Genomic DNA, 20,514 nt, shown 5'->3' with positions numbered 1-20,514 from the left:
TACCGGTGCCGCAGTATTTCTCCAAGGTTTTTAGAACCTCGCCGATGCACGATGAATTGCAATCGCAGTTCTCGTGGGCCCGGCCATGAGGTGGACGGGGCCTTCGCTTATCCCGGATCGGGCGCCGCCCGATCCGGATGAAGAGACTCTCACCGCCGAACTGAAATGCTGATCACGATGAAGAAGAGCCTCCGCCGGCTGAGCCAACTGGTCGTCCTGTCCGTCGTCGTCGTCGCGGGGGGCCTGGTGGCTATCTCCACCACCGCCCAGGCGGCCACCACCGGTACCCCGAGCATCACTTATTCGGGCGTCAGCAACCCGCCGACCGCGGACAAACCGCAGAGCAAGCTGTGGTGGAATGACGGTTCCTGGTGGGCAAACATGTGGAAGACCGGAAGCGGATGGAGCATCTACCGCCTGGACCGGGGCACAGCCACCTGGGTGGACACCGGGGTCCGGAGCGACAGCCGGGGCACTGCCTCGTCCGACACGTTGTGGGACGGCACCCACCTGTACATCGCCTCCAACGCAGTGACCTCCGGCAATTCCACGGCCGGGCAGCGGGCCCTGTTGTACCGCTACAGCTATTCGGCCGGGAAGTACACGCTGGACACTGGTTTTCCTGCCACAATTTCGAACAACAGCAGCGAGTCGCTGACCATCGCCAGGGATTCCACGGGGGTTATCTGGGCCACGTGGACGCAAGTCTCCGGCAGCACCAGCACTGTCTTCGTCAATAGCTCCGACCCCGGCGGGACCGGGTGGGGGACGCCGTTCGTCGTACCAGGGGCGGTGGATCCGAATCCGACGCCGGATGACCTGTCCGCCATCGTCGCCTTTGACGGCGACGAGATCGGGATCATGTGGACCGACCAGGCTACCGGGACGGCGTACTGGGCGACCCATACCGACGGGGACGATCCCAGGGCCGCGTCGTCCTGGCGGCACCGGGAAGCCATCCGCGGGGACCGGCAGGTCGATGACCACATGAATATCAAGACGCTGCAGGCCGATCCCAGCGGCCGGGTCTATGCCGCGGTGAAGACCAGTCTCGACGACGGCTCGTCCGATCCGAATCTGGCCCAGCTGGTGCTGGTGGTGTTCAAACCCGGCACGGGTTCCTTTGAGCAGACCACGATCGCCAGGACCGGTGATTGTGTCACCCGTCCACAGATCATGCTCGATACCGCGAACAACCGGATCCGCGTCTTCCACACGGCGCCCTCGACCTCGGTCAGCGGCTGTGCCTTCTCCGGGGTGGCCGGCAGCATCTATGAAAAAACCGCGTCCATGGACAACCCGGTCTTCGGGACCGGCCGCGGCACCGTCGTCATCGAAGACGCCAACTCTCCCAACATGAACAACGTGACCAGCAGCAAGCAGAGCGTAAACGCCGCGACCGGGATCGTCGTCATGGCCACCGACCACATCGCCAAGCGCTACTGGTTCTCGGACCGCAGCCTCGGCACTTCGGTAGCCCCGCCCCCGGGCCCGAACCCCCCACCGGCCCCGACCGCCCCGGTGGCGTCCTTCTCCGCCTCCCCCACGTCCGGCAGGGCTCCCCTGACGGTTAACTTCTCCGACACCTCCACCGGTTCGCCCGCCTCCTGGGCTTGGAATTTCGGAGACGGCGGCACCTCAACCACACGGAACCCGTCCCACACCTACACCGCGGCCGGGACCTACACGGTACGCCTGACCGCCAGCAACGCGGCAGGTTCGGATTCCAGCGCCAGGACCATCACCGTCAAGCGGGCCGTCGGCAAACCTTCCCTAGCGTCGACGAGTGCACATTCCATCAGCGGACCGGCTGACATCGTGGCTGCAGGATCTGACGGGGTGCTCTGGAACTACCGGGCCGACGGCGGCGGCGGATTGCAGCCCCCGGTTAGTATCGGCTCCGGCTGGAGCGGGCTGAAGAACGGATTCGTCACTGACTGGAACCAGGACGGCGTGTTTGACCTGATCGCCCAATGGACAGACGGCCGCATGAGCTATTACGAAGGACTGGCAGCAGGAGGCCTGGCCGCAGGAGAGACCATCGGCTCGGGCTGGAGCAACTTCCAGGTGACCGTGGGTCACTGGCGTACGACTGACGAGTACCCCAGCGTGGTGGCGTATGACGCCGCGGGTACCCTCTGGCACTATCCCCACACCACCGGAACAACGTTCGGAAGCCGTGCCAAGATCGGTACCGGCTGGAGCGGGCTGTACACCACGATGGCTGATTACGATCAGGACGGTGCCCAGGACATCCTGGCCAAACGCAGCGACGGCAGCCTGGTGCTGTACCGCTCAACCGGCGCCGGAAGTTTCCAGCCGGGCACGCCTCCTGTTATCGGTAACGGCTGGAACAGCATCAACAGCATCACCAAACTCGAAGGCTACCAAGGCCCCGGCAGCTACGGGCTGATGGGCCGGTTCACCGACGGCAGGCTCGCCTACTATCCCATCCTGAATGGAACCTGGGGGACCCGCACCATGGAGGGCAGCGGGTGGGGGCCCTACAACATCTTCCGGTAAGGAGCATCGGGCGCCAGCCGGGGAGGGGGTGGGGCATTCCCGTGCAGCAGTATTTCTCGAAGGTTATCAAGAGTTTGCCGGTGTACCATGAACTTCCATCGCAGTTCACGTCGGCCCGGCCATGAGGTGGATGGGGCCTTCGCTTATCCCGGATCGGGTGCCGCCCTATCCGGATGAAGAGACTCTCACCGCCGAACTGAAATGCTGATCAAGATGGAGAAGACCTTCCGCCGGCTGAGCCAACTGGTCGTCCTGTCCGTCGTCGTCGCGGGGGCCCTGGTGGGTATCTCCACCGCCGCCCAGGCGGACACGGTCGGTACCCCCAGCATCACCTATTCGGGGGTCAGCAACCCTCCGACGGCAGATAAACCGCAGAGCAAGCTGTGGTGGAATGACGGTTCCTGGTGGGCAAACATGTGGAAGACCGGCAGCGGATGGAGCATCTACCGCCTGAACCGGGCCACGGCCACCTGGGTGGACACCGGGGTCCGGAGCGACAGCCGCGGCACTGCCTCTTCCGACACGCTCTGGGATGGCACGCACCTGTACATCGCCTCCAACGTCGTGGCTGCGGGGAGTTCTGTGTCCGGGCAGCAGGCCCGGTTGTACCGCTACAGCTATTCGGCCGGGAAGTACACGCTGGACACTGGTTTTCCTGCCACAATTTCGAACAACAGCAGCGAGTCGCTGACCATCGCCAAGGATTCCACGGGGGTTATCTGGGCCACGTGGACGCAAGTCTCCGGCAGCACCAGCACTGTCTTCGTCAATAGCTCCGACCCCGGCGGGACCGGGTGGGGGACGCCGTTCGTCGTACCAGGGGCGGTGGATCCGAATCCGACGCCGGACGACCTCTCGGCCATCGTCGCCTTCAAAGGCGACGAAATCGGGGTTATGTGGACCGACCAGGCCACCGGAACGGCGTACTGGGCCAGTCACATGGACGGCGCGGAGCCAGAGGCGGCCTCGTCGTGGAAGGTGAGGGAAGCCATCACGGGAGACAACCAGGTCGATGACCATCTGAACATCAAGACGCTACAGGCCGATCCCAGCGGCCGGGTCTATGCCGCGGTGAAGACCAGTCTCGACGATGGCTCGTCCGATCCGAATCTGGCCCAGTTGGTGCTGGTGGTGTTCAAGCCCGGCACGGGTTCCTTTGAGCAGACCACGATCGCCAGGACCGGTGATTGTGTTAGCCGCCCGCAGATCATGCTCGATACCACCAATAACCTGGTTCGCGCCTTCTTCACGGCGCCCTCGACCTCGGTCAGCGGCTGCGCTTTCGCCGGGGTGGCTGGCAGCATCTATGAAAAGACCGCCCCGATAAACAACCCCGTCTTCGGGAGCGGCCGCGGCACCCCGATTATCGAAGACGCCAATTCGGCCAACATGAACGATGTGACCAGCACCAAGCAGAGCGTGAACGCTGCGACCGGGCTGGTCGTCATGGCCAGCGACCACGTGGCCAAACGTTACTGGTTCGGGGAACGCAGACTCGGCATGGCGCCCCCGGCAGATCCGACCCCCCCAGCGCCGTCCTTCACGGCCTCGCCCACGTCGGGCAAGGCGCCCCTGACGGTGAGCTTCACCGATACCTCGACCGGTTTTCCATGGTCGTGGGCGTGGGACTTCGGGGACGGCGGCACCTCAACCGAACAGAACCCGTCCCACACCTACACCGCGGCCGGGATCTACACGGTGCAGCTGACCGCCACCAACGAGGCCGGTTCTAACTCGAGAACCATGACGATCACTGTCGACCCGGCCGGCGGTGCCCCCTCCATCAGAGGACCGGCCGACATCGTGGCCGCAGGACCCGACGGGGTGCTCTGGAACTACCCAGCCGACGGCAACGGCGGATTGCAGCCCCGGGTTAAGATCGGCTCCGGCTGGAGCGGGCTGAAGAACGGATTCGTCACCGACTGGAACCAGGATGGCGTGTTTGACGTGATCGCCCAATGGACAGACGGCCGCATGAGCTATTACGAAGGAGTGGCAGCGGGAGGCCTGGCCGCAGGAGAGACCATCGGCTCGGGCTGGAGCAACTTCCAGGTGACCGTGGGCCGCTGGCGTAAGGCTGACGAGTACCCCAGCGTGGTGGCGTATGACGCCGCGGGTACCCTCTGGCACTATCCCCATACCACCGGAACAACGTTCGGAAGCCGTGCCAAGATCGGTACCGGCTGGAGCGGGCTGTACACCACGATGGCTGATTACGATCAGGACGGTGCCCAGGACATCCTGGCCAAACGCAGCGACGGCAGCCTGGTGCTGTACCGCTCAACCGGCGCCGGAAGTTTCCAGCCGGGCACGCGTCCTGTTATCGGTAACGGCTGGAACAGCATCAACAGCATCACCAAACTCGAAGGCTACCAAGGCCCCGGCAGCTACGGGCTGATGGGCCGGTTCACTGACGGCAGGCTCGCCTATTATCCCATCCTGAATGGAACCTGGGGGACCCGCACCATGGAGGGCAGCGGGTGGGGGCCCTACAACATCTTCCGGTAGGCATCGGGCGCCAGCCGGGGGAGGGGCTGAGGGCGAAGATGCCTGCAGCTGGCCGGTTTTCGGCCCCGGCAAGCCCCCAAAACCGGGGGAAATTCCCGTGCGGCAGTAGTTTCTCCAAGGTTTTCAGAACGTTGCGGATGCACGATAAATTGCCATCGCAGTTCCCGTGGGCCCGCGGATGGGGCCCTCGTTGATCCTGGATCGGACGCTGCCCGATCCGGCTGAAGAGACTTTCCCCGCCCAAGTGAAATGCTGATCACGATGAAGAAGAGCCTCCGCCGGCTGAGCCAACTGGTCGTCCTGTCCCTCGCCGTCGCGGGAGGCCTGGTGGGTACCTCCACCAGCGCCCAGGCGGCCACTGTCGGTACCCCGAGCATTACGTATTCGGGGGTGAGCAACCCGCCGACGGCGGACAAGCCGCAGAGCAAGCTGTGGTGGAATGACGGTTCCTGGTGGGCGAACATGTGGAAGACCGGCAGCGGATGGTCCATCTACCGCCTGGACCGGGGTACAGCCACGTGGGTTGACACGGGGGGCCGGAGCGACAGCCGGGGCACTACATCGTCCGACACGTTGTGGGACGGCATCCACCTGTACATTGCGTCCAACGTTGTGACTGCAGGCGATTCCGGGGCCGGACAGCAGGCCCTGTTGTACCGCTACAGCTACTCGGCCGGGACTTACACGCTGGACAGCGGGTTCCCCGAAACCATCTCGAACAATAGCAGCGAGTCCCTGACCATCGCCCAGGACTCCACCGACGCAATCTGGGCCACCTGGACCCAGGCCTCCGGCACCACCAGCACCGTCTTCGTCAACAGCTCCCTGCCCGGCGGCACCGGGTGGGGGGAACCGTTCGTGGTGCCGGGGGCGGCGGACCCGAACCCGATGCCCGATGACCTCTCGGCCATCGTCGCCTTCAAAGGCGATGAAATCGGGATCATGTGGACCGACCAGGCCACCGGGTCCGCGTACTGGTCGACCCACACCGACGGCGACGATCCCAGGGCCGCGTCGTCATGGCGGCACCGGGAAGCCATCCGCGGCAGTCGGCTGGTCGATGACCACCTGAACATCAAGGCGCTGCAGGCCGACGCCAGCGGCCGGGTCTACGCCGTGGTGAAGACCGGCCACAGTTCCGCCTCGACGAACCCGGATTTGCCCCAGGAGGTGCTGGTGGTGTTCAAACCGGGCACCGGTGTCTTTGAACAGACCACGATTGCCCGGACCGGTGATTGCGTGACGCGTCCGCAGATCATGCTCGATACCGCGAACAACCTGGTCCGCGCGTTCCACACCGCGCCCTCGACCTCCGTCAGCGGCTGCGCCTTCGACGGCGTGGCCGGCAGCATCTACGAAAAGACCGCGTCCATGGACAACCCGGTCTTCGGGACCGGTCGCGGCACCGTCGTCATCGAAGACGCAAACTCGGCGAACATGAACAACGTGACCAGCACCAAGCAGAGCGTGAACGCCGCGACCGGGATCGTCGTCATGTCCACCGACCACGTCGCCAAGCGCTACTGGTTCTCGGACCGGAGCATCGGCACTCCGCCGGCCGCTTCATTTACTGCGACACCGACGGCCGGCAGGGCCCCCCTGACGGTTAACTTCACGGACACCTCCATGGGAGATACGAGGTCGTGGGCCTGGGATTTCGGGGACGGTGCGACTGCAACCGCCCAGAACCCGTCTCACACCTACACCGCGGCCGGGACGTACACGGCGACGCTGACCGCCGCCAACGAAGCAGGCTCGACGTCGAGCACGACGACGATCACGGTCGACCCGGGCGCCACCCCCTCCATCAGTGGGCCGGCTGACATTGTGGCCGCAGGACCCGACGGGGTGCTCTGGAACTACCCAGCCGACGGCAACGGCGGCTTGCAGCCGCCCGTTAAGATCGGCGCCGGCTGGAGCGGGCTGAAGAACGGATTCGTCACCGACTGGAACCAGGACGGCGTGTTTGACGTGATCGCCCAATGGAAAGACGGCCGCATGAGCTATTACCAAGGAGTGGCAGCGGGAGGCCTGGCCGCAGGACAGACCATCGGCTCGGGCTGGAGCAACTTCCACGTGACCGTGGGCCGCTGGCGTAAGGCTGACACGTACCCCAGCGTGGTGGCGTATGATGCCGCCGGTACTCTCTGGCACTATCCCCACACCACCGGAACGATCTTCGGAAGCCGTACCAAGATCGGTACCGGCTGGAACGGGCTGTACCTCACCATGGCCGACTACAACCGAGACAGCGCCCAGGACATCCTAGCCAAACGCAGCGACGGCAGCCTGGTGCTGTACCGCTCGACCGGCGCCGGAAGTTTCCAGCCGGGCACGCGTCCTGTTATCGGCAGTGGCTGGAACAGCATCAACAGCATCACCAAACTCGAAGGCTACCAAGGCCCCGGCAGCTACGGGTTGATGGGCCGGTTCACCGACGGCAGGCTCGCCTACTACCCCATCCTGAATGGGACCTGGGGGACCCGCACCATGGAGGGCAGCGGGTGGGGGCCGTACAACATCTTCCGGTAGGAGCCGACAGCGCCAGTTGAGGGACCGCTGGTCCCGGTCCGGGAGAGCACGACGTCGGTCCTTTAGTTCCAGCGACACGGCACCGTTCAAGGTCGGCTCCCGGCGGTCAGGGAGCCATGTATGCGATTACCCAAGCATCGTGGAGCGTCAGAACGTTCATGCCGATGTCGTCTGCCGGAACAAGGCTTCTGAAGCTGTCTCGTTCGAAGCCCGACAGAAGTAAAGTGGCCGAACTCTCCTACCTGCACGCAGACTCGATCGTCTGCCGCCTTACCTGCCCAACTAGCGGAGTGAAAGTTCGAGGCGTTCCGTGGGAAGATCTGTAGCGCTTTCGGCGATGAGGTCCAGCAGGTAGCGACCGTAGCCACTCTTGGCCAGCGGCTCGGCCCGTTCCTGCAGTTCGTCGTCGCTCAGGAAACCGAGGCGCCAGGCAATTTCTTCTGGGCAACCGATGGAAAGTCCCTGTCGTTTCTGAACGGTTCGGACAAATTCCGAGGCTTCGTTGAGAGAGTCAAAGGTACCGGTGTCCAGCCAGGCGGTTCCGCGCGGGAGGATCTCCACTTGGAGTTTGCCACGTTCGAGGTACTCGAGGTTGACGTCGGTGATCTCGAGTTCTCCGCGCGGTGAGGGCTTGAGATTCCGAGCGATTTCGACAACGTCGTTGTCGTAGAAGTAGAGGCCCGGTACTGCATAGTGACTTTTCGGCTTTTCCGGCTTTTCCTCTAGGGAGATGGCCTTGCCTGATTCATCGAATTCCACTACGCCGTAGGCCGTGGGGTCTGCGACGTGGTAGCCGAAGACAGCGCCTCCATCGATGTTCGAGAAGCGCCGGAGTTGGGTGCCCATGCCATGGCCGTAGAAAATGTTGTCGCCAAGAACCAGTGCTACTGGGCCATCGCCGATATGCTCTGCGCCTAGAACGAAGGCTTGGGCAAGTCCGTCGGGAGAGGGCTGCTGGGTGTAAGTGATGTTGACACCGAACTGGCTGCCGTCACCGAGCAGCCGCTGAAACTGGTCAGCGTCGTGAGGTGTGGTGATGATCAGGATGTCCTGAATGCCGGCGAGCATCAGGGTAGACAGAGGGTAGTAAATCATCGGTTTGTCATAAACCGGAACCAGCTGCTTGCTGATGCCCAATGTAATCGGATGAAGTCTTGAACCGGTCCCCCCGGCGAGGATAATTCCGCGCATAAATCCAAGTTTCCGGATCATTCGGAGTTCAACCAAATCGCGGCGTTATGGAACTATGGAAAACATGCAGAAACTCCTCGTGACCGGTGGCGCAGGCTTCATTGGTTCCAACTTCGTCCACTATGTTCTGGGGCACACGGACAACCATGTCACGGTCCTAGATAAGCTCACTTACGCCGGAAATCGGGCCTCTCTGGCAGGCCTGCCTGCTGATCGCTTCCAGCTGGTCGAGGGGGATATTGCAGATGCAGCGTTCGTTGACGGCATGGTGGCTAATTGCGATGTTGTGGTCCATTACGCAGCTGAGTCACATAACGACAATTCCCTCCATGATCCGCGCCCGTTTCTGGATACGAACATCATCGGGACTTACTCGCTGATCGAGGCGGCACGGAAGCATGACAAGCGCTTCCATCACATCTCTACGGATGAGGTCTATGGGGACCTGGAGCTGGATGATTTGGAGCGTTTCACGGAGAACACTCCCTACAACCCGTCCAGTCCGTACTCCTCGACCAAAGCCGGCTCGGATTTGCTGGTCCGAGCTTGGGTTCGGTCCTTCGACCTACAGGCAACCATCAGCAACTGCTCGAACAACTACGGTCCGTACCAGCACGTGGAAAAGTTCATCCCGCGTCAGATCACCAATGTAATCGATGGCATCCGCCCCAAGCTTTACGGCAAGGGCGAAAATGTCCGTGACTGGATCCACGCAAATGACCATTCGTCGGCGGTCCTGGCCATCATCGCCAACGGCAGGATCGGCGAGACCTATCTGATCGGCGCCGACGGTGAGAAGAACAACAAGGACGTTGTGGAACTCATCCTGAAGCACATGGGGGAGTCCCCAGACTCCTATGACCATGTAGTGGACCGGGCCGGGCATGATCTGCGGTATGCCATCGATTCTTCGAAGCTGCGCAACGAGCTGGGCTGGCGACCTGAATTCTCTGACTTCGATTCAGGCATTGAGAACACCATCGCCTGGTATCGGGAAAACGAAGACTGGTGGCGTCCACAGAAAGCCGCTACGGAAGCAAAGTACAAGGAACAGGGCCAATAAGGCATGACAATCGAATTCTCGAAGCAGCTCAGCTCCCGCGGGACACCTATCCCTGGCGTGGTGCTCTACGACCTTCCCGTGCATGGCGACAATCGGGGTTGGTTCAAGGAGAACTGGCAGCGCGAGAAAATGATCGGGCTAGGCTTGCTGGACTTCCGGCCCGTCCAAAACAACATCTCCTTCAATGAAAGAGCCGGGACAACCCGTGGCATCCACGCCGAGCCTTGGGATAAGTTCATCTCTGTCGCCACGGGCAGGATCTTCGGTGCCTGGGTGGATCTGCGCGAAGGGCCGTCCTTTGGGGCTGTATTTACTGCCGAACTGGATGCCAGTCAGGCCATTTTCATCCCGCGGGGAGTGGGCAACGCGTTCCAAACACTTGAGGACAATACGGCGTACACGTACCTCGTGAACGACCACTGGTCCGCCGACGCCCAGGAGCAGTACACATTCCTGAACCTGGCCGACGAAACCGTCGCAATCCCCTGGCCGATTCCCCTGGACGAGGCAGAGCTGTCGGACAAGGACAAAGCTCATCCGCAGCTGGGTGAGGTTGTCCCGATGGCACCCAGGAAGACGTTCGTGCTCGGAGCCGACGGACAGCTCGGTAAGGCCCTCCGTGCGCTTTACGAAGGGGACACTTCCGTCGAGTTTGCTGGACGGGGGGAGTTCGATTTGTCCAGCGATGCGGCGTTTAGCAGCAGGAACTGGAAAAACTACAGCACCATCATTAACGCTGCCGCCTATACGGCTGTAGACGCCGCGGAAACTCCCGAAGGCCGGGCAGCCGCCTGGGAGGTCAACGTCACTGCTGTGGCGCGGTTGGCTCGTGTAGCAGTGGAGCATGACCTGACCCTCGTTCACGTGTCGTCGGACTACGTCTTCGACGGTACACGTGACATACACGACGAAAACGAATTGTTTAGTCCGCTGGGCGTCTACGGTCAGACCAAGGCCGCAGGAGACGCAGTGGTTAGCGTGGTGCGGAGGCACTATATCGTGCGAACCAGTTGGGTGATTGGTGCGGGAAATAACTTCGTCCGCACCATGCAGACCCTGGCGCAGCGGGGCATTAATCCTTCCGTGGTCAATGACCAGGTTGGGCGTCTTAGCTTCGCCAAGGACATTGCGGCCGGCCTTGTGCACCTGCTCGAGTCAAAGGCTCCATACGGTACCTACAACCTCAGCAATGACGGCGTGCCACAGTCGTGGGCAGACATCGCCGCCGACGTATACGAGCTTGTAGGTTCCTCAAGGAATGAAGTAACAGGCGTCAGCACCGCGGAGTACTTCAAGGATAAGGCGGCAGCTCCGAGGCCGATGAACAGCGCACTCGATCTGAAAAAGATCCGCGCCGCAGGATTCACTCCCCGCCTAGTGGCGGACGCCTTGGAGGACTATCTCAAGTAGCGGACATCCCTGCCACATTGCGGCCTGAAAAGTTGCTGTGGCTAGGGAAGACCATGCCCTCGGGGCCGTACGGCAGGGTTGCCGCCGGCGAAGGTGGATCCCGGAACATCCGTCCGCCCATCTGCAGGGAGGTTGCGATCATGCCGAAGAACAGGCCCAATGCGACCAGCGGTACGTCGATAGGCGGCATGGGGACGTCCACCACTTCCCTCGTCTCGATCTGGTCCGGACCAGGCAAGCCGAGAGACTCGGCGGAAATGATGGTTGCCACTGACTCAAACATGCCCGGAAGCACGGCTGTGGCGACAAATACGGCGCCCACTACTGCAAGGGCAATCGCGCTGGATTTGGCGAAGGGCCGGTATTGGAGGATGCGGCGGCAGACAAGGGCCATGGCAGCACAAACGGCCACCACCACAAGGTGCCTCATCACAACCGCCGCCGACAGCAGACATCTGGCAGCGGCAGGCATGCCCTCAACCGTGAGCCAGGCCGTCTCATACGAGCCTGACAGCACGCGGGGATTATCCTCGGCCAACTCGGGGAAGTAGCTGTTTGCCACGTTGACGGACATCGAAGCCTCGCCCTGCCAGATGCTATAGATCTCGAACCCGGTGGAGACGACCGCGATAAGCAGCCCGGCAACTGAAGCCCACAGGAGGACCGCCAGTGTCCCGCGCCCCGGCCCTGACAGTTTGACCGGTGCCAACAGTCCACCCACGGCTTTCCCCAAGGTTTGTGTGGCCTGTTTTCGGGCGGGCCAAGGACCCCACAGAGAAGCCTATCGTCGTGGGGAGCGATCCCGAGAAACAACGCCCCGCAGCTGCGCCTCGTGCTTGACGCCCATCACGGCTTCCGCATATCCTGAACGAACGGTCGGTAAATAATTTCCAAGTACGCACGTGAATGCATAGGAGCAACCATGGCAGCGCAGAATCTGCAGTCAGTGCCTGACGCACTATCGCCCGAAGGGTTGAAGGGAGAACAGGAGCGGGCGGCACAGCTTGAGGCGGAGGGGCAGGCGTACTTTGACCGCGTCATGTCTGAGGATTCCCGGATCGAGCCCAAGGACTGGATGCCCGCGGCATACCGAAAGACCCTCCTGCGCCAGATTTCGCAGCACGCGCACTCCGAGATCATCGGCATGCAGCCGGAAGCCAACTGGATTTCCCGCGCCCCGAGCCTGAAGCGCAAGGCCATCCTCATGGCCAAGGTCCAGGACGAGGCCGGCCATGGCCTGTACCTCTACTCCGCCGCCGAGACGCTCGGCCAGTCGCGCGACAAGATGATGGACGACCTCATCGCCGGCAAGGCCCGCTACTCCTCAATCTTCAACTACCCGGCCCTCACCTGGGCGGACATGGGCGCGATCGGCTGGCTGGTTGACGGCGCCGCCATCTGCAACCAGGTGCCGCTCTGCCGTGCGTCCTACGGCCCCTATGGCCGGGCGATGGTCCGCATCTGCAAGGAAGAGTCCTTCCACCAGCGCCAGGGCTTCGAGATCCTGCTGGAACTCTCCAACGGAACGCCCGCGCAGAAGCAGATGGCCCAGGACGCCGTGAACCGCTGGTACGCGCCGGCGCTGATGATGTTCGGCCCGCCGGATGACGATTCACCCAACTCCAAGCAGTCCATGGCATGGAACATCAAGCGCTTCAGCAACGACGAACTGCGCAGCCGCTTCGTCGGGATGATGGTGGAGCAGGTCCGGGTTCTGGGCCTCACCCTCCCGGACAGTGAAGTCCGTTTCAACGAAGAGACCAAGAAATGGGAGCACGGCCCGCTGGACTGGGAGGAGTTCAAGGAAGTCCTCGCCGGACGCGGCCCCTGCAACGCCCAGCGGCTGGAACGCCGCCGGGAAGCGCACGACGACGGCGCCTGGGTTCGGGAAGCAGCCGCGGCTTATGCGGCAAAACAGGCACGTAAAAACGCACAGAAGGAATTTGCAGCATGAGCCCTCACGGCAACCCGGAGTTCCCGGCAGGTTCGGCCAGCGAGGGAGAACGGTCCGCAGCCCGGGTCCCGGCAGGCCCGGACTCGGTTTCGGCAAGCTCAACCAGCAGCAACGGTGAGGAAATCTCCGTGCTGACTAGCTCCGCGGCCGAGGTTTCAGTTTCGACCAGCCCAACCAGCGGATATCCGGTTTCGGCGGTTTCGACAGGCTCAACCAGCGATCGCAGCATTTGGCCGCTGTGGGAGGTCTTTGTCCGGTCCAGCCGGGGGCTCTCGCACGTCCACGCGGGCAGCCTGCACGCCCCGGACGCCCCCATGGCCCTGCGCAATGCCCGCGACCTCTACACCCGCCGCAACGAGGGCGTGTCCATCTGGGTTGTCCCGGCCGACGCCATCGCCGCCAGCGACCCCGACGCCAAGGGTTCGTTCTTCGAATCCCCGCAGGGCAAGGACTACCGGCATGCCACGTACTACACCAAGAGCGAAGGAGTGAAGCACCTGTGACCGCTCCGGAACAGACAGAGACAACAGGCCACGGCGACATCTCCGTCGGCGTCGCAGGCAGCGGCGACTCGTCCGCCAGCGCCACGCGCATCACGCCCGGCAATGCGCTCCGCCCCGAGGACATCGCCCTCGAGGTGCGCACCGGCCTGGCCAAGCCCACCGAGGACGTGGCCGAATACGCCCTGCGCCTCGGCGACGACGCCCTGATCCTCGCCCAGCGCCTGGGCCACTGGATCTCCCGCGCCCCCGAGCTGGAGGAGGACGTGGCGCTGGGCAACATCGCCCTGGACCAGCTGGGCCACGCCCGGTCGTTCCTCAGCTACGCCGGGGGAGCCTGGGAGAAGAGCGAGGACGATCTCGCCTACTTCCGCCGCGAGCACGAGTTCCGGTCCGCCCACCTGTTTGAGCAGCCGAACGGGGACTTCGCCGTCACCATCGCGCGCCAGTTCGTGGTGAGCTACTACCAGTTCGAGCTGTACCGCCGGCTGACCCAGTCCAGCGATGCCACGCTGGCCGCCATCGCCGCCAAGGCCGTGAAGGAGGTGGACTACCACCGCGACCACAGCGCGCAGTGGATCCTCCGCCTGGCCCTCGGCACGGAGGAATCCCGCCGCCGCATCATCCACGGCCTGCGGCTGATCTGGCCGTACGTCCAGGAACTCTTCGAAGACGACGAGCTGACCCACCGCCTGGCTGAAGCCGGTGCCGCCGTCGAACCGTCCAGCATCAAAGAGGACTTTGACCGCCTCACCGGCGAGGTTCTCGCCGAAGCGGGGCTGGAGGTCCCGGACGTTCCGGCAGCTCCGGGCGGCGGCCGCCGCGGCCGGCACTCCGAACACCTGGGCTACATCCTCGCCGAAATGCAGGTGCTGGCCCGCGAGCATCCCGGAGCGAGCTGGTGACTGCCGTGTACGTCCAGGAACCGGGCACCCGGCACGCGGAGGCCACCGCCGGGCAGAAGGCCTGGGCCATCGCGGCCACCGTCTGCGACCCGGAGATCCCCGTCCTCACCATCGAGGACCTTGGCATTCTTCGCGAAGTCCGGCTGTTCGACGACGGCGGGATGGTGCCCGCTGTCCAGGTCACCATCACGCCGACCTACTCGGGCTGCCCCGCGATGGACGCGATCCGCGACGACCTCAAGGCCGCCTTCCATAAAGAGGGCTACCCGAGCGTCCACGTGGAACTGGTGCTCGCCCCGGCCTGGACCACGGACTGGATGACCGACGCCGGCAAGGCCAAGCTGCAGGAGTACGGCATCGCCCCGCCCAGCGGCCGCGCCGCAGCCGGCGGACTGGGTCACCCCTCCCGGGGAACGGTCCGCCTTACCCTCGCCGTGAAATGCCCGCAGTGCTCGTCGCTGAACACCAAGGAACTCACCCGCTTCGGTTCCACGTCCTGCAAGGCGCTGTACGTCTGCCAGGACTGCAAGGAACCGTTCGACTACTTCAAAGTTTTGTAAGGAACAGGTGCTCCCATGCCCGTTGTCCGCCAGACTGCCGCCGAATCGGCGCAGGCCACCGGCCGCCGTCGTCCGTCCTTCCACACCCTCACCGTCAAGGAGGTGCGCCGGTTGACCGAGGACGCGATTGAGGTGACGTTCGCGGTGCCGGCCGAACTGGCCGGCCACTTCGACTACCTGCCGGGGCAGTACGTGGCCCTGCGCACCACGCTGCCGGATGAGAACGGCGAGCCGAAGGAAATCCGCCGCAGCTACTCCATCTGCGCCGAACCGCGGAGCTTCGCGGACGGCACCAGCGAGATCCGCGTGGCCATCAAGAAGGACCTGGGCGGGCTGTTCTCCACGTGGGCGAACGCCGAGCTGAAGGCCGGGGACACCCTCGAGGTGATGAGCCCGATGGGCGCGTTCGTCTCCAAGCACGGCCGGGACGGCAAAGCCGTGGACCAGAACGTCATGAACTCCATGAACCGCCCCCAGGAAATGGCAGGCGAGCTGGCGGGGCAGCCGGGCAATTTCGTGGCGATCGCCGCGGGCTCGGGCATCACCCCGGTGATCGCGATCGCCCGCACGCTGCTGGCCGCGAACCCGGACACTCGCTTCGACCTGATCTACGCCAACAAGGCCGCCATGGACGTGATGTTCCTGGAGGAGCTCGCTGACCTGAAGGACAGGTACCCGTCGCGCCTGGCGCTGCACCACGTGCTGTCCCGGGAGCAGCGGATCGCGCCGCTGCTGAGCGGACGGATCGACGCCGAGAAGCTCCGGGCGCTGCTGGGCACCGCCATCCACGCGGACGATGTGGACGAGTGGTTCCTGTGCGGGCCGTTCGAGCTGGTGCAGCTGTGCCGCGACACCCTGGCCGAGCGCGGGGTGAAGCCGGAGCACATCCGCTTCGAGCTGTTCACCTCCGGCAAGCCGGACCGCCCGGAGGGCAACGCCGGCCGTCCCGTCATCGAGGACGAATCCAAGGAGACCTACAAGATCACGTTCAAGCTGGACGGCCTGCAGGGCGAGGTGGCCAGCCCCACGCACGCCCGCGAGTCGATCCTGAACGCGGCCCTGCGGGTCCGCCCGGACGTGCCGTTCGCGTGCGCCGGGGGAGTGTGCGGCACCTGCCGGGCCAAGGTGGTCACCGGCAGCGTGACCATGGACGAAAACTACGCACTGGAGCAGGATGAGCTGGACAAGGGCTATGTCCTGACCTGCCAGTCGCACCCCACGAGCAAGGAAGTCACAGTCGACTTCGACGTCTAGTCACCGCCGGTCGAGCTTGTCGAGACCAAGGCCGCCGAACCCTGAAAGAAGGAACCAATGATCTCCCTCTCCATCGCCGACGGCATCGCCGAAGTCGTCCTTAACGCCCCCTCCAAGCTGAACTCCCTCGATGAGCAGGCCCTCAGGGATTTGTCACAGGCGTATGACGACGCCGCTGCCGCCGCCTCGCGCGGTGAAGTCCGGGCGCTGCTGCTCAGGGGAGAGGGCCGCGCCTTCTGCGCGGGCCGGGACATCGCGGGGGTGACGCCGGAGAACGACGACGCCGAGGCCTACCTGGGTGGGCTGGTGCAGCCGCTGCTGCAGAAGATGGCTTCTTTCCCGGCGCCGACGTTCGCTGCGGCACAGGGCGCGTGCCTGGGTGTTGGCTTGGGACTGCTGTTGGCCACGGACGTCGTGTACGTGGCGGAGAACGCGAAGTTCGGCTCGCCGTTCGCCAAGCTGGGGGCCACGCTGGATTCGGGCGGGCACTGGTACTTCACGGAGCGGCTGGGCATGCACCGGACGTTGGACCTGATCTACACGGCCGAGCTGATGAGCGGTGCCGAAGCAGTGGCCCAGGGGATGTTCAGTCGCGCGATGCCCGGGGATGAGCTGCTGGAGTCGACGCGGTTGATCGTCTCCCGAGTGGCGACTGGGGCCACCGGTGCCTTCAAAGCGAGCAAGGAACTGGTGGCGCACATCCGCGACCAGCGCCTGGGCCTGTGGGCCTCCATGAAGGAGGAGAACGCCGAGCAGGCGCGGCTCTGCAAGAGCGAGGACTACGCCGAAGGCTTCCGGGCGTTCCAGGAGAAGCGCGAGCCCAACTTCAAGGGCTGATTGAGCCTGTCGAAATCACCGCTGGTTGAGCTTGCGAAACCAGCAAGCCTGCGGAAACCTACAGCAGCTTGCCCTCGTCATTGAACCGGCGATTTACCAGTGCTCTCTGAAAGATGCTGGCAAGATGAATTCCAATGAGCGTGCCGGACACATTTGTGACAACATCCAGCAAGCTGGGAAATCGCCTGTCAAGAAATATTAACTGCCCTGCCTCCATTGACATGGAGGCGCAAACTCCAAGTACCGCGATGTGCCATCGTTTTTTTGACACGAATGCCAAGGTGCCTGCCAGGCCTACGGGAACGAATAGCAGTACATTCGCTGCGGCTTCCACAAATTGGTAGTTGAACCAGAACGGTGCACCGTGGTTGTGAAGGAAAGTGAGAAACCGGTCGAGTGTCCCTTGCGCCGGCTGGTCTACCGGGGTTGGCCAGAAACCGACCAGGGCGAGGGCAACGAAATATACTCCCAGGATCCAATGCCAGATTGAAGTGTACTTGGCCAAGGTTTCCCTATGCTTTAGACGGTTAACGACGAGCAGAGGGTGGGTGGCTCCGGTTTCCCGGTGCCACCCACCCTCTATTGTTCTATGCAGGGCCTGCGACTAGACGGTGTCTGCCTTGGCCCGACGGCGGACAACAACCACCGAGGTGACGCCGGCGGCCACTGCCCCTGCGCCAACCAAGGACCAAAGAACAAGACTCTGGTCGGCGCCGGTGTTTGCCAGCGGAGCGCCGGTTCCGGAGTTGCCACCCGTGGTTGCAAGATCCGTGTCTCCGGCTGCGCCAGCAACTGTGACAGTCGCAGTCACAGTATGGCCGGAGGCACCTTCAGCGGTGAGGAGGTACGTGCCCGGTTCGCTGATCGTAAGAGGGAAGGCGAACGCGCCGCTGCTGTCGGCAGTGGTGCTGAACGTTTGGGGGGCAAGCGGCAGCACGATCTTGACGGGCACTGCCAGGCTGGCACTACCAGAGCCGATGCCACCGCTCGCTTGCGGCGTGGACGTAAGGGTTACAGTGATGGTGATGGCTTCGCCTGGTTCAAAACCAGTTCCAGAGAAGGTGAAAACTTCGCCCGGTGCTACCGTTCCGTCAGATACTGTGCCCTGGGTGGTCCCGCCTGGGTAAGCTGGCGCCTCGTGATCTGCCAGCGCCGGAACTGCACCTGCCAGTGTGATGGAGCCTGCAAGAGCAATTACTGCAAAAGACTTCTTCATTTATCCCCCTGAGACCTAAAATTCTTCGTCACGTAGCGCGCAGATTTCCGATCCCTAAGAGACCACAGGGTGAAATCTTTTGCCTCCCGCCCGTGTAGACGCTACCACTAAACAGTGGGCCGCACAAAGCCTGTCAAGTTAATTTACATAGCCTTAACCGGATCTACTACTTTCCCCCACACTGCACGGACTTTGTAGGCAGAGCGACATCTTTCACGGTTTGAACGGTCGGTGTGACAACGAGTTCCGGTTCCGAATGCTGAATGATTCTGCTGAAGGTCAGTTCAACTATGCTGCTCTTTCCTGGCGCGAGGCTTGTAGTAACGGTTCCCACTGGACGCCCCGCATGTCGCTGCGCACCGAATGGGATCTTCGCTCCGTCCTGCACTACTGATTCCACATTTGCTTGCATCGGGCCATATGCTGACACGTTGCTTTGTACTGTGCCTGGAGGGATGCCGAACGCTCCACCGCCGGTGACGTATTTTGGCAAGGAGGTAGCAGCATCGACCGGTGCAGTATTCTTGCTGGTAACGCGGACTTTGACGCGGCCATATTCGTTGCTGGAGCATTCCTTCACCAACTGCACGGTGCGCTTCATGTAGTAATCCATCTTCGCGCCTGTGCCGTCATTAAAATACACCCCGAATTGAGCAGGCGAGACGCTGGGACCATCGATTGATCCGCTCAGCGGGTGGGCGGCGAGTATTGATTGCTCCCTGCTGTCTTCTGACCACAAAAGGATCCTTCCCTCTTGAGTTCCGCGCGTAATGCCATCTATAAGCCTCTTAGAGTCAGCTTTGCCCGTTGACAGGGCGCCAAATATGTCGGCAGCAACGGTAGCAAAATACTCGTCCTGCATGGCTGGTTCGGGGATAGCCGCGTACACATCTGATAGAAGTGTCGAAACCAGGTTTTTGGCATTCAGCTCGACGGGTAGCCTAGGGTACTGCGCCTTTGGATTGGTCAGCTGTACCGGACCTGTTGCCTCCAGAATGTAGCTCAAGGAGACCGGGTCGATCGATACCACTCCGTGAACCCTTTGGCCCGTCTTCCGCTCCCACATATCCTGGGCGAGGCCCGCGGTTGTTGGAAAATCTGGTGTGAGATTGACGTCCTGAATGAACCGGCCCATTCGTTCCGAGTAAATGACCTCCTGCTCAGCCGGGACAGGGAGGGGCGGAACAAACACGCCGAGTTCGGAGGCACTCGATTGGGATTCCAGGCCGATCTTTCCCTTATCGATGGTGAGTACAGCAAGAGCACCGGAAATTCCGCCGGAAGCTCTGACCTCTGCATTGTTCTGAATCAACAGGAGATAATGCCTCGGTGCTTCTGAGCCCATCATCTGAGGGAGCAGCGCGGCGGCGCTGGCAGCTGCGTCCAGGCTGCTGCTCGCGGAATTCAACTGCTCCCTGACTTCGTCCAATGGTTCTGATATTTGAGGAATCAGGGCACTTCCGTTGATTCGATTGATTCGCTGGGCCGATGCGCGAACAGCGTGCGCTGCCGAGGCGATTTTCGGTTCGGCCGCTTCGAGCGGCTCAAGGTCTACGCCCGTGCTCTTGGGAGCGAGCGAATCCCAGTCAAGTGAATGGAATTCCGTCACCAATGGTTCTGCTCCTAAACGAACCACGTCATCTGCCGACGCTGTAATTTCACTGGCTGCCTGAAAGTTCGCGCCCAGCCAAGGGACGATGCTAGCGGCGGCCCAAAGCGGACCGGATGACTGTTGGCGTGCGGAAGAAGTGTGCTGCTTGAGCCGATTCACCGTCTGCAGTGCAGCTTTCGGCTCATTCCTCGCAATGTCCGTTTTCAGTTGTGTGAGCAGGTGCTTCGCCGACTCCAGTTCCGTCCGGATCGTAGAGGCCTTCGCTGCCAGAGAGGCAGCCGCAGCCAGGGCTAGCGCGACCAGCAGAACGCTGGCAGTTGCCGCGGCAATAAGACGACGCCTGCGCTTTCGCTTGTGGCCGGTGGACTTACTGCCCTTTCCCTCGCGGCCTCGTGATTCTTTAGATTCGTCCATGAAATGATTTGCCTTTTGATTGATGCGAACGGCTC

16 protein-coding genes are annotated in these 20,514 nt (G+C 62.7%); 11 read left to right on the top strand and 5 right to left on the bottom strand.

What is annotated here, in order from left to right; translation table 11 throughout:
* Positions 1-177 precede the first annotated feature (177 nt).
* From J7E80_RS01570 to J7E80_RS01560, 3 genes are all read left to right on the top strand, one after another.
* Entirely contained in the window at positions 178-2,523 is a 2,346-nt protein-coding gene (locus J7E80_RS01570) for a PKD domain-containing protein (RefSeq protein WP_215049721.1), read from the top strand.
* Between the two features lie 213 nt (positions 2,524-2,736).
* Positions 2,737-5,031, top strand: a complete 2,295-nt coding sequence (locus tag J7E80_RS24170; protein ID WP_285291776.1) for a PKD domain-containing protein — start codon at positions 2,737-2,739, stop codon at positions 5,029-5,031.
* Between the two features lie 261 nt (positions 5,032-5,292).
* Positions 5,293-7,563 (top strand): PKD domain-containing protein, encoded by a 2,271-nt coding sequence (locus J7E80_RS01560; RefSeq protein ID WP_215049719.1) that lies wholly within the window; start codon positions 5,293-5,295, stop codon positions 7,561-7,563.
* Positions 7,564-7,845: 282 nt separating this feature from the next.
* Here J7E80_RS01560 and rfbA read toward each other — a convergent pair whose 3' ends face one another.
* Positions 7,846-8,754: a glucose-1-phosphate thymidylyltransferase RfbA gene (gene rfbA, locus J7E80_RS01555; protein WP_215049718.1), complete on the bottom strand. Its 909-nt coding sequence runs from the start codon at positions 8,752-8,754 to the stop codon at positions 7,846-7,848.
* A 64-nt stretch (positions 8,755-8,818) separates the two neighbouring features.
* Here rfbA and rfbB point away from each other — a divergent pair, with 64 nt between their 5' ends.
* Both rfbB and J7E80_RS01545 read left to right on the top strand, forming a co-directional pair.
* A complete protein-coding gene (gene rfbB, locus J7E80_RS01550) occupies positions 8,819-9,817 on the top strand; it encodes a dTDP-glucose 4,6-dehydratase (protein ID WP_215049761.1) in 999 nt (332 codons plus the stop codon).
* Positions 9,818-9,820: 3 nt separating this feature from the next.
* The gene (locus J7E80_RS01545; RefSeq protein WP_215049717.1) at positions 9,821-11,227 is read left to right on the top strand and encodes a bifunctional dTDP-4-dehydrorhamnose 3,5-epimerase family protein/NAD(P)-dependent oxidoreductase; all 1,407 of its coding nucleotides are present in this window, start codon (positions 9,821-9,823) and stop codon (positions 11,225-11,227) included.
* Here the strand turns inward: J7E80_RS01545 and J7E80_RS01540 are convergent.
* Positions 11,220-11,936: a hypothetical protein gene (locus J7E80_RS01540; RefSeq protein WP_215049716.1), complete on the bottom strand. Its 717-nt coding sequence runs from the start codon at positions 11,934-11,936 to the stop codon at positions 11,220-11,222. The genes J7E80_RS01545 and J7E80_RS01540 overlap by 8 nt on opposite strands.
* A gap of 213 nt (positions 11,937-12,149) precedes the next feature.
* Between J7E80_RS01540 and paaA the strand changes: the two genes are divergently transcribed.
* From paaA to J7E80_RS01510, 6 genes are all read left to right on the top strand, one after another.
* Positions 12,150-13,181, top strand: coding sequence for a 1,2-phenylacetyl-CoA epoxidase subunit PaaA (paaA, locus tag J7E80_RS01535; RefSeq protein WP_215049715.1), 1,032 nt, complete (start codon positions 12,150-12,152; stop codon positions 13,179-13,181).
* A gap of 227 nt (positions 13,182-13,408) precedes the next feature.
* A complete protein-coding gene (paaB, locus tag J7E80_RS23570) occupies positions 13,409-13,684 on the top strand; it encodes a 1,2-phenylacetyl-CoA epoxidase subunit PaaB (protein WP_311380744.1) in 276 nt (91 codons plus the stop codon).
* Complete coding sequence (paaC, locus tag J7E80_RS01525; protein WP_215049713.1) at positions 13,681-14,586, top strand: 1,2-phenylacetyl-CoA epoxidase subunit PaaC; 906 nt, start codon at positions 13,681-13,683, stop codon at positions 14,584-14,586. Before paaB ends, paaC begins: the two co-directional genes overlap by 4 nt.
* Complete coding sequence (gene paaD / locus J7E80_RS01520) at positions 14,583-15,146, top strand: 1,2-phenylacetyl-CoA epoxidase subunit PaaD (RefSeq protein WP_215049712.1); 564 nt, start codon at positions 14,583-14,585, stop codon at positions 15,144-15,146. Before paaC ends, paaD begins: the two co-directional genes overlap by 4 nt.
* 15 nt (positions 15,147-15,161) lie before the next feature.
* Complete coding sequence (gene paaE, locus J7E80_RS01515) at positions 15,162-16,400, top strand: 1,2-phenylacetyl-CoA epoxidase subunit PaaE (RefSeq protein WP_215049711.1); 1,239 nt, start codon at positions 15,162-15,164, stop codon at positions 16,398-16,400.
* Positions 16,401-16,457: 57 nt separating this feature from the next.
* Positions 16,458-17,237, top strand: coding sequence for an enoyl-CoA hydratase/isomerase family protein (locus tag J7E80_RS01510; RefSeq protein WP_215049710.1), 780 nt, complete (start codon positions 16,458-16,460; stop codon positions 17,235-17,237).
* Between the two features lie 58 nt (positions 17,238-17,295).
* On the opposite strand, the gene J7E80_RS01505 is transcribed toward J7E80_RS01510, so the two are convergent.
* From J7E80_RS01505 to J7E80_RS01495, 3 genes are all read right to left on the bottom strand, one after another.
* A complete protein-coding gene (locus J7E80_RS01505; protein WP_215049709.1) occupies positions 17,296-17,742 on the bottom strand; it encodes a VanZ family protein in 447 nt (148 codons plus the stop codon).
* Between the two features lie 99 nt (positions 17,743-17,841).
* Positions 17,842-18,453: an LPXTG cell wall anchor domain-containing protein gene (locus J7E80_RS01500; protein WP_215049708.1), complete on the bottom strand. Its 612-nt coding sequence runs from the start codon at positions 18,451-18,453 to the stop codon at positions 17,842-17,844.
* A 166-nt stretch (positions 18,454-18,619) separates the two neighbouring features.
* Positions 18,620-20,479 carry a DUF4012 domain-containing protein gene (locus J7E80_RS01495; protein WP_215049707.1) on the bottom strand — a complete coding sequence of 620 codons (1,860 nt, stop codon included), beginning with the start codon at positions 20,477-20,479 and terminating at the stop codon, positions 18,620-18,622.
* Between the last annotated feature and the right edge of the window lie 35 nt (positions 20,480-20,514).

Source organism: Arthrobacter sp. ISL-28, from assembly GCF_018613875.1.
Classification (GTDB): Bacteria; Actinomycetota; Actinomycetes; order Actinomycetales; family Micrococcaceae; genus Arthrobacter.
Note: the sequence above shows the minus strand (reverse complement) of the source record. Positions and strands in the feature narration are given on the sequence as shown.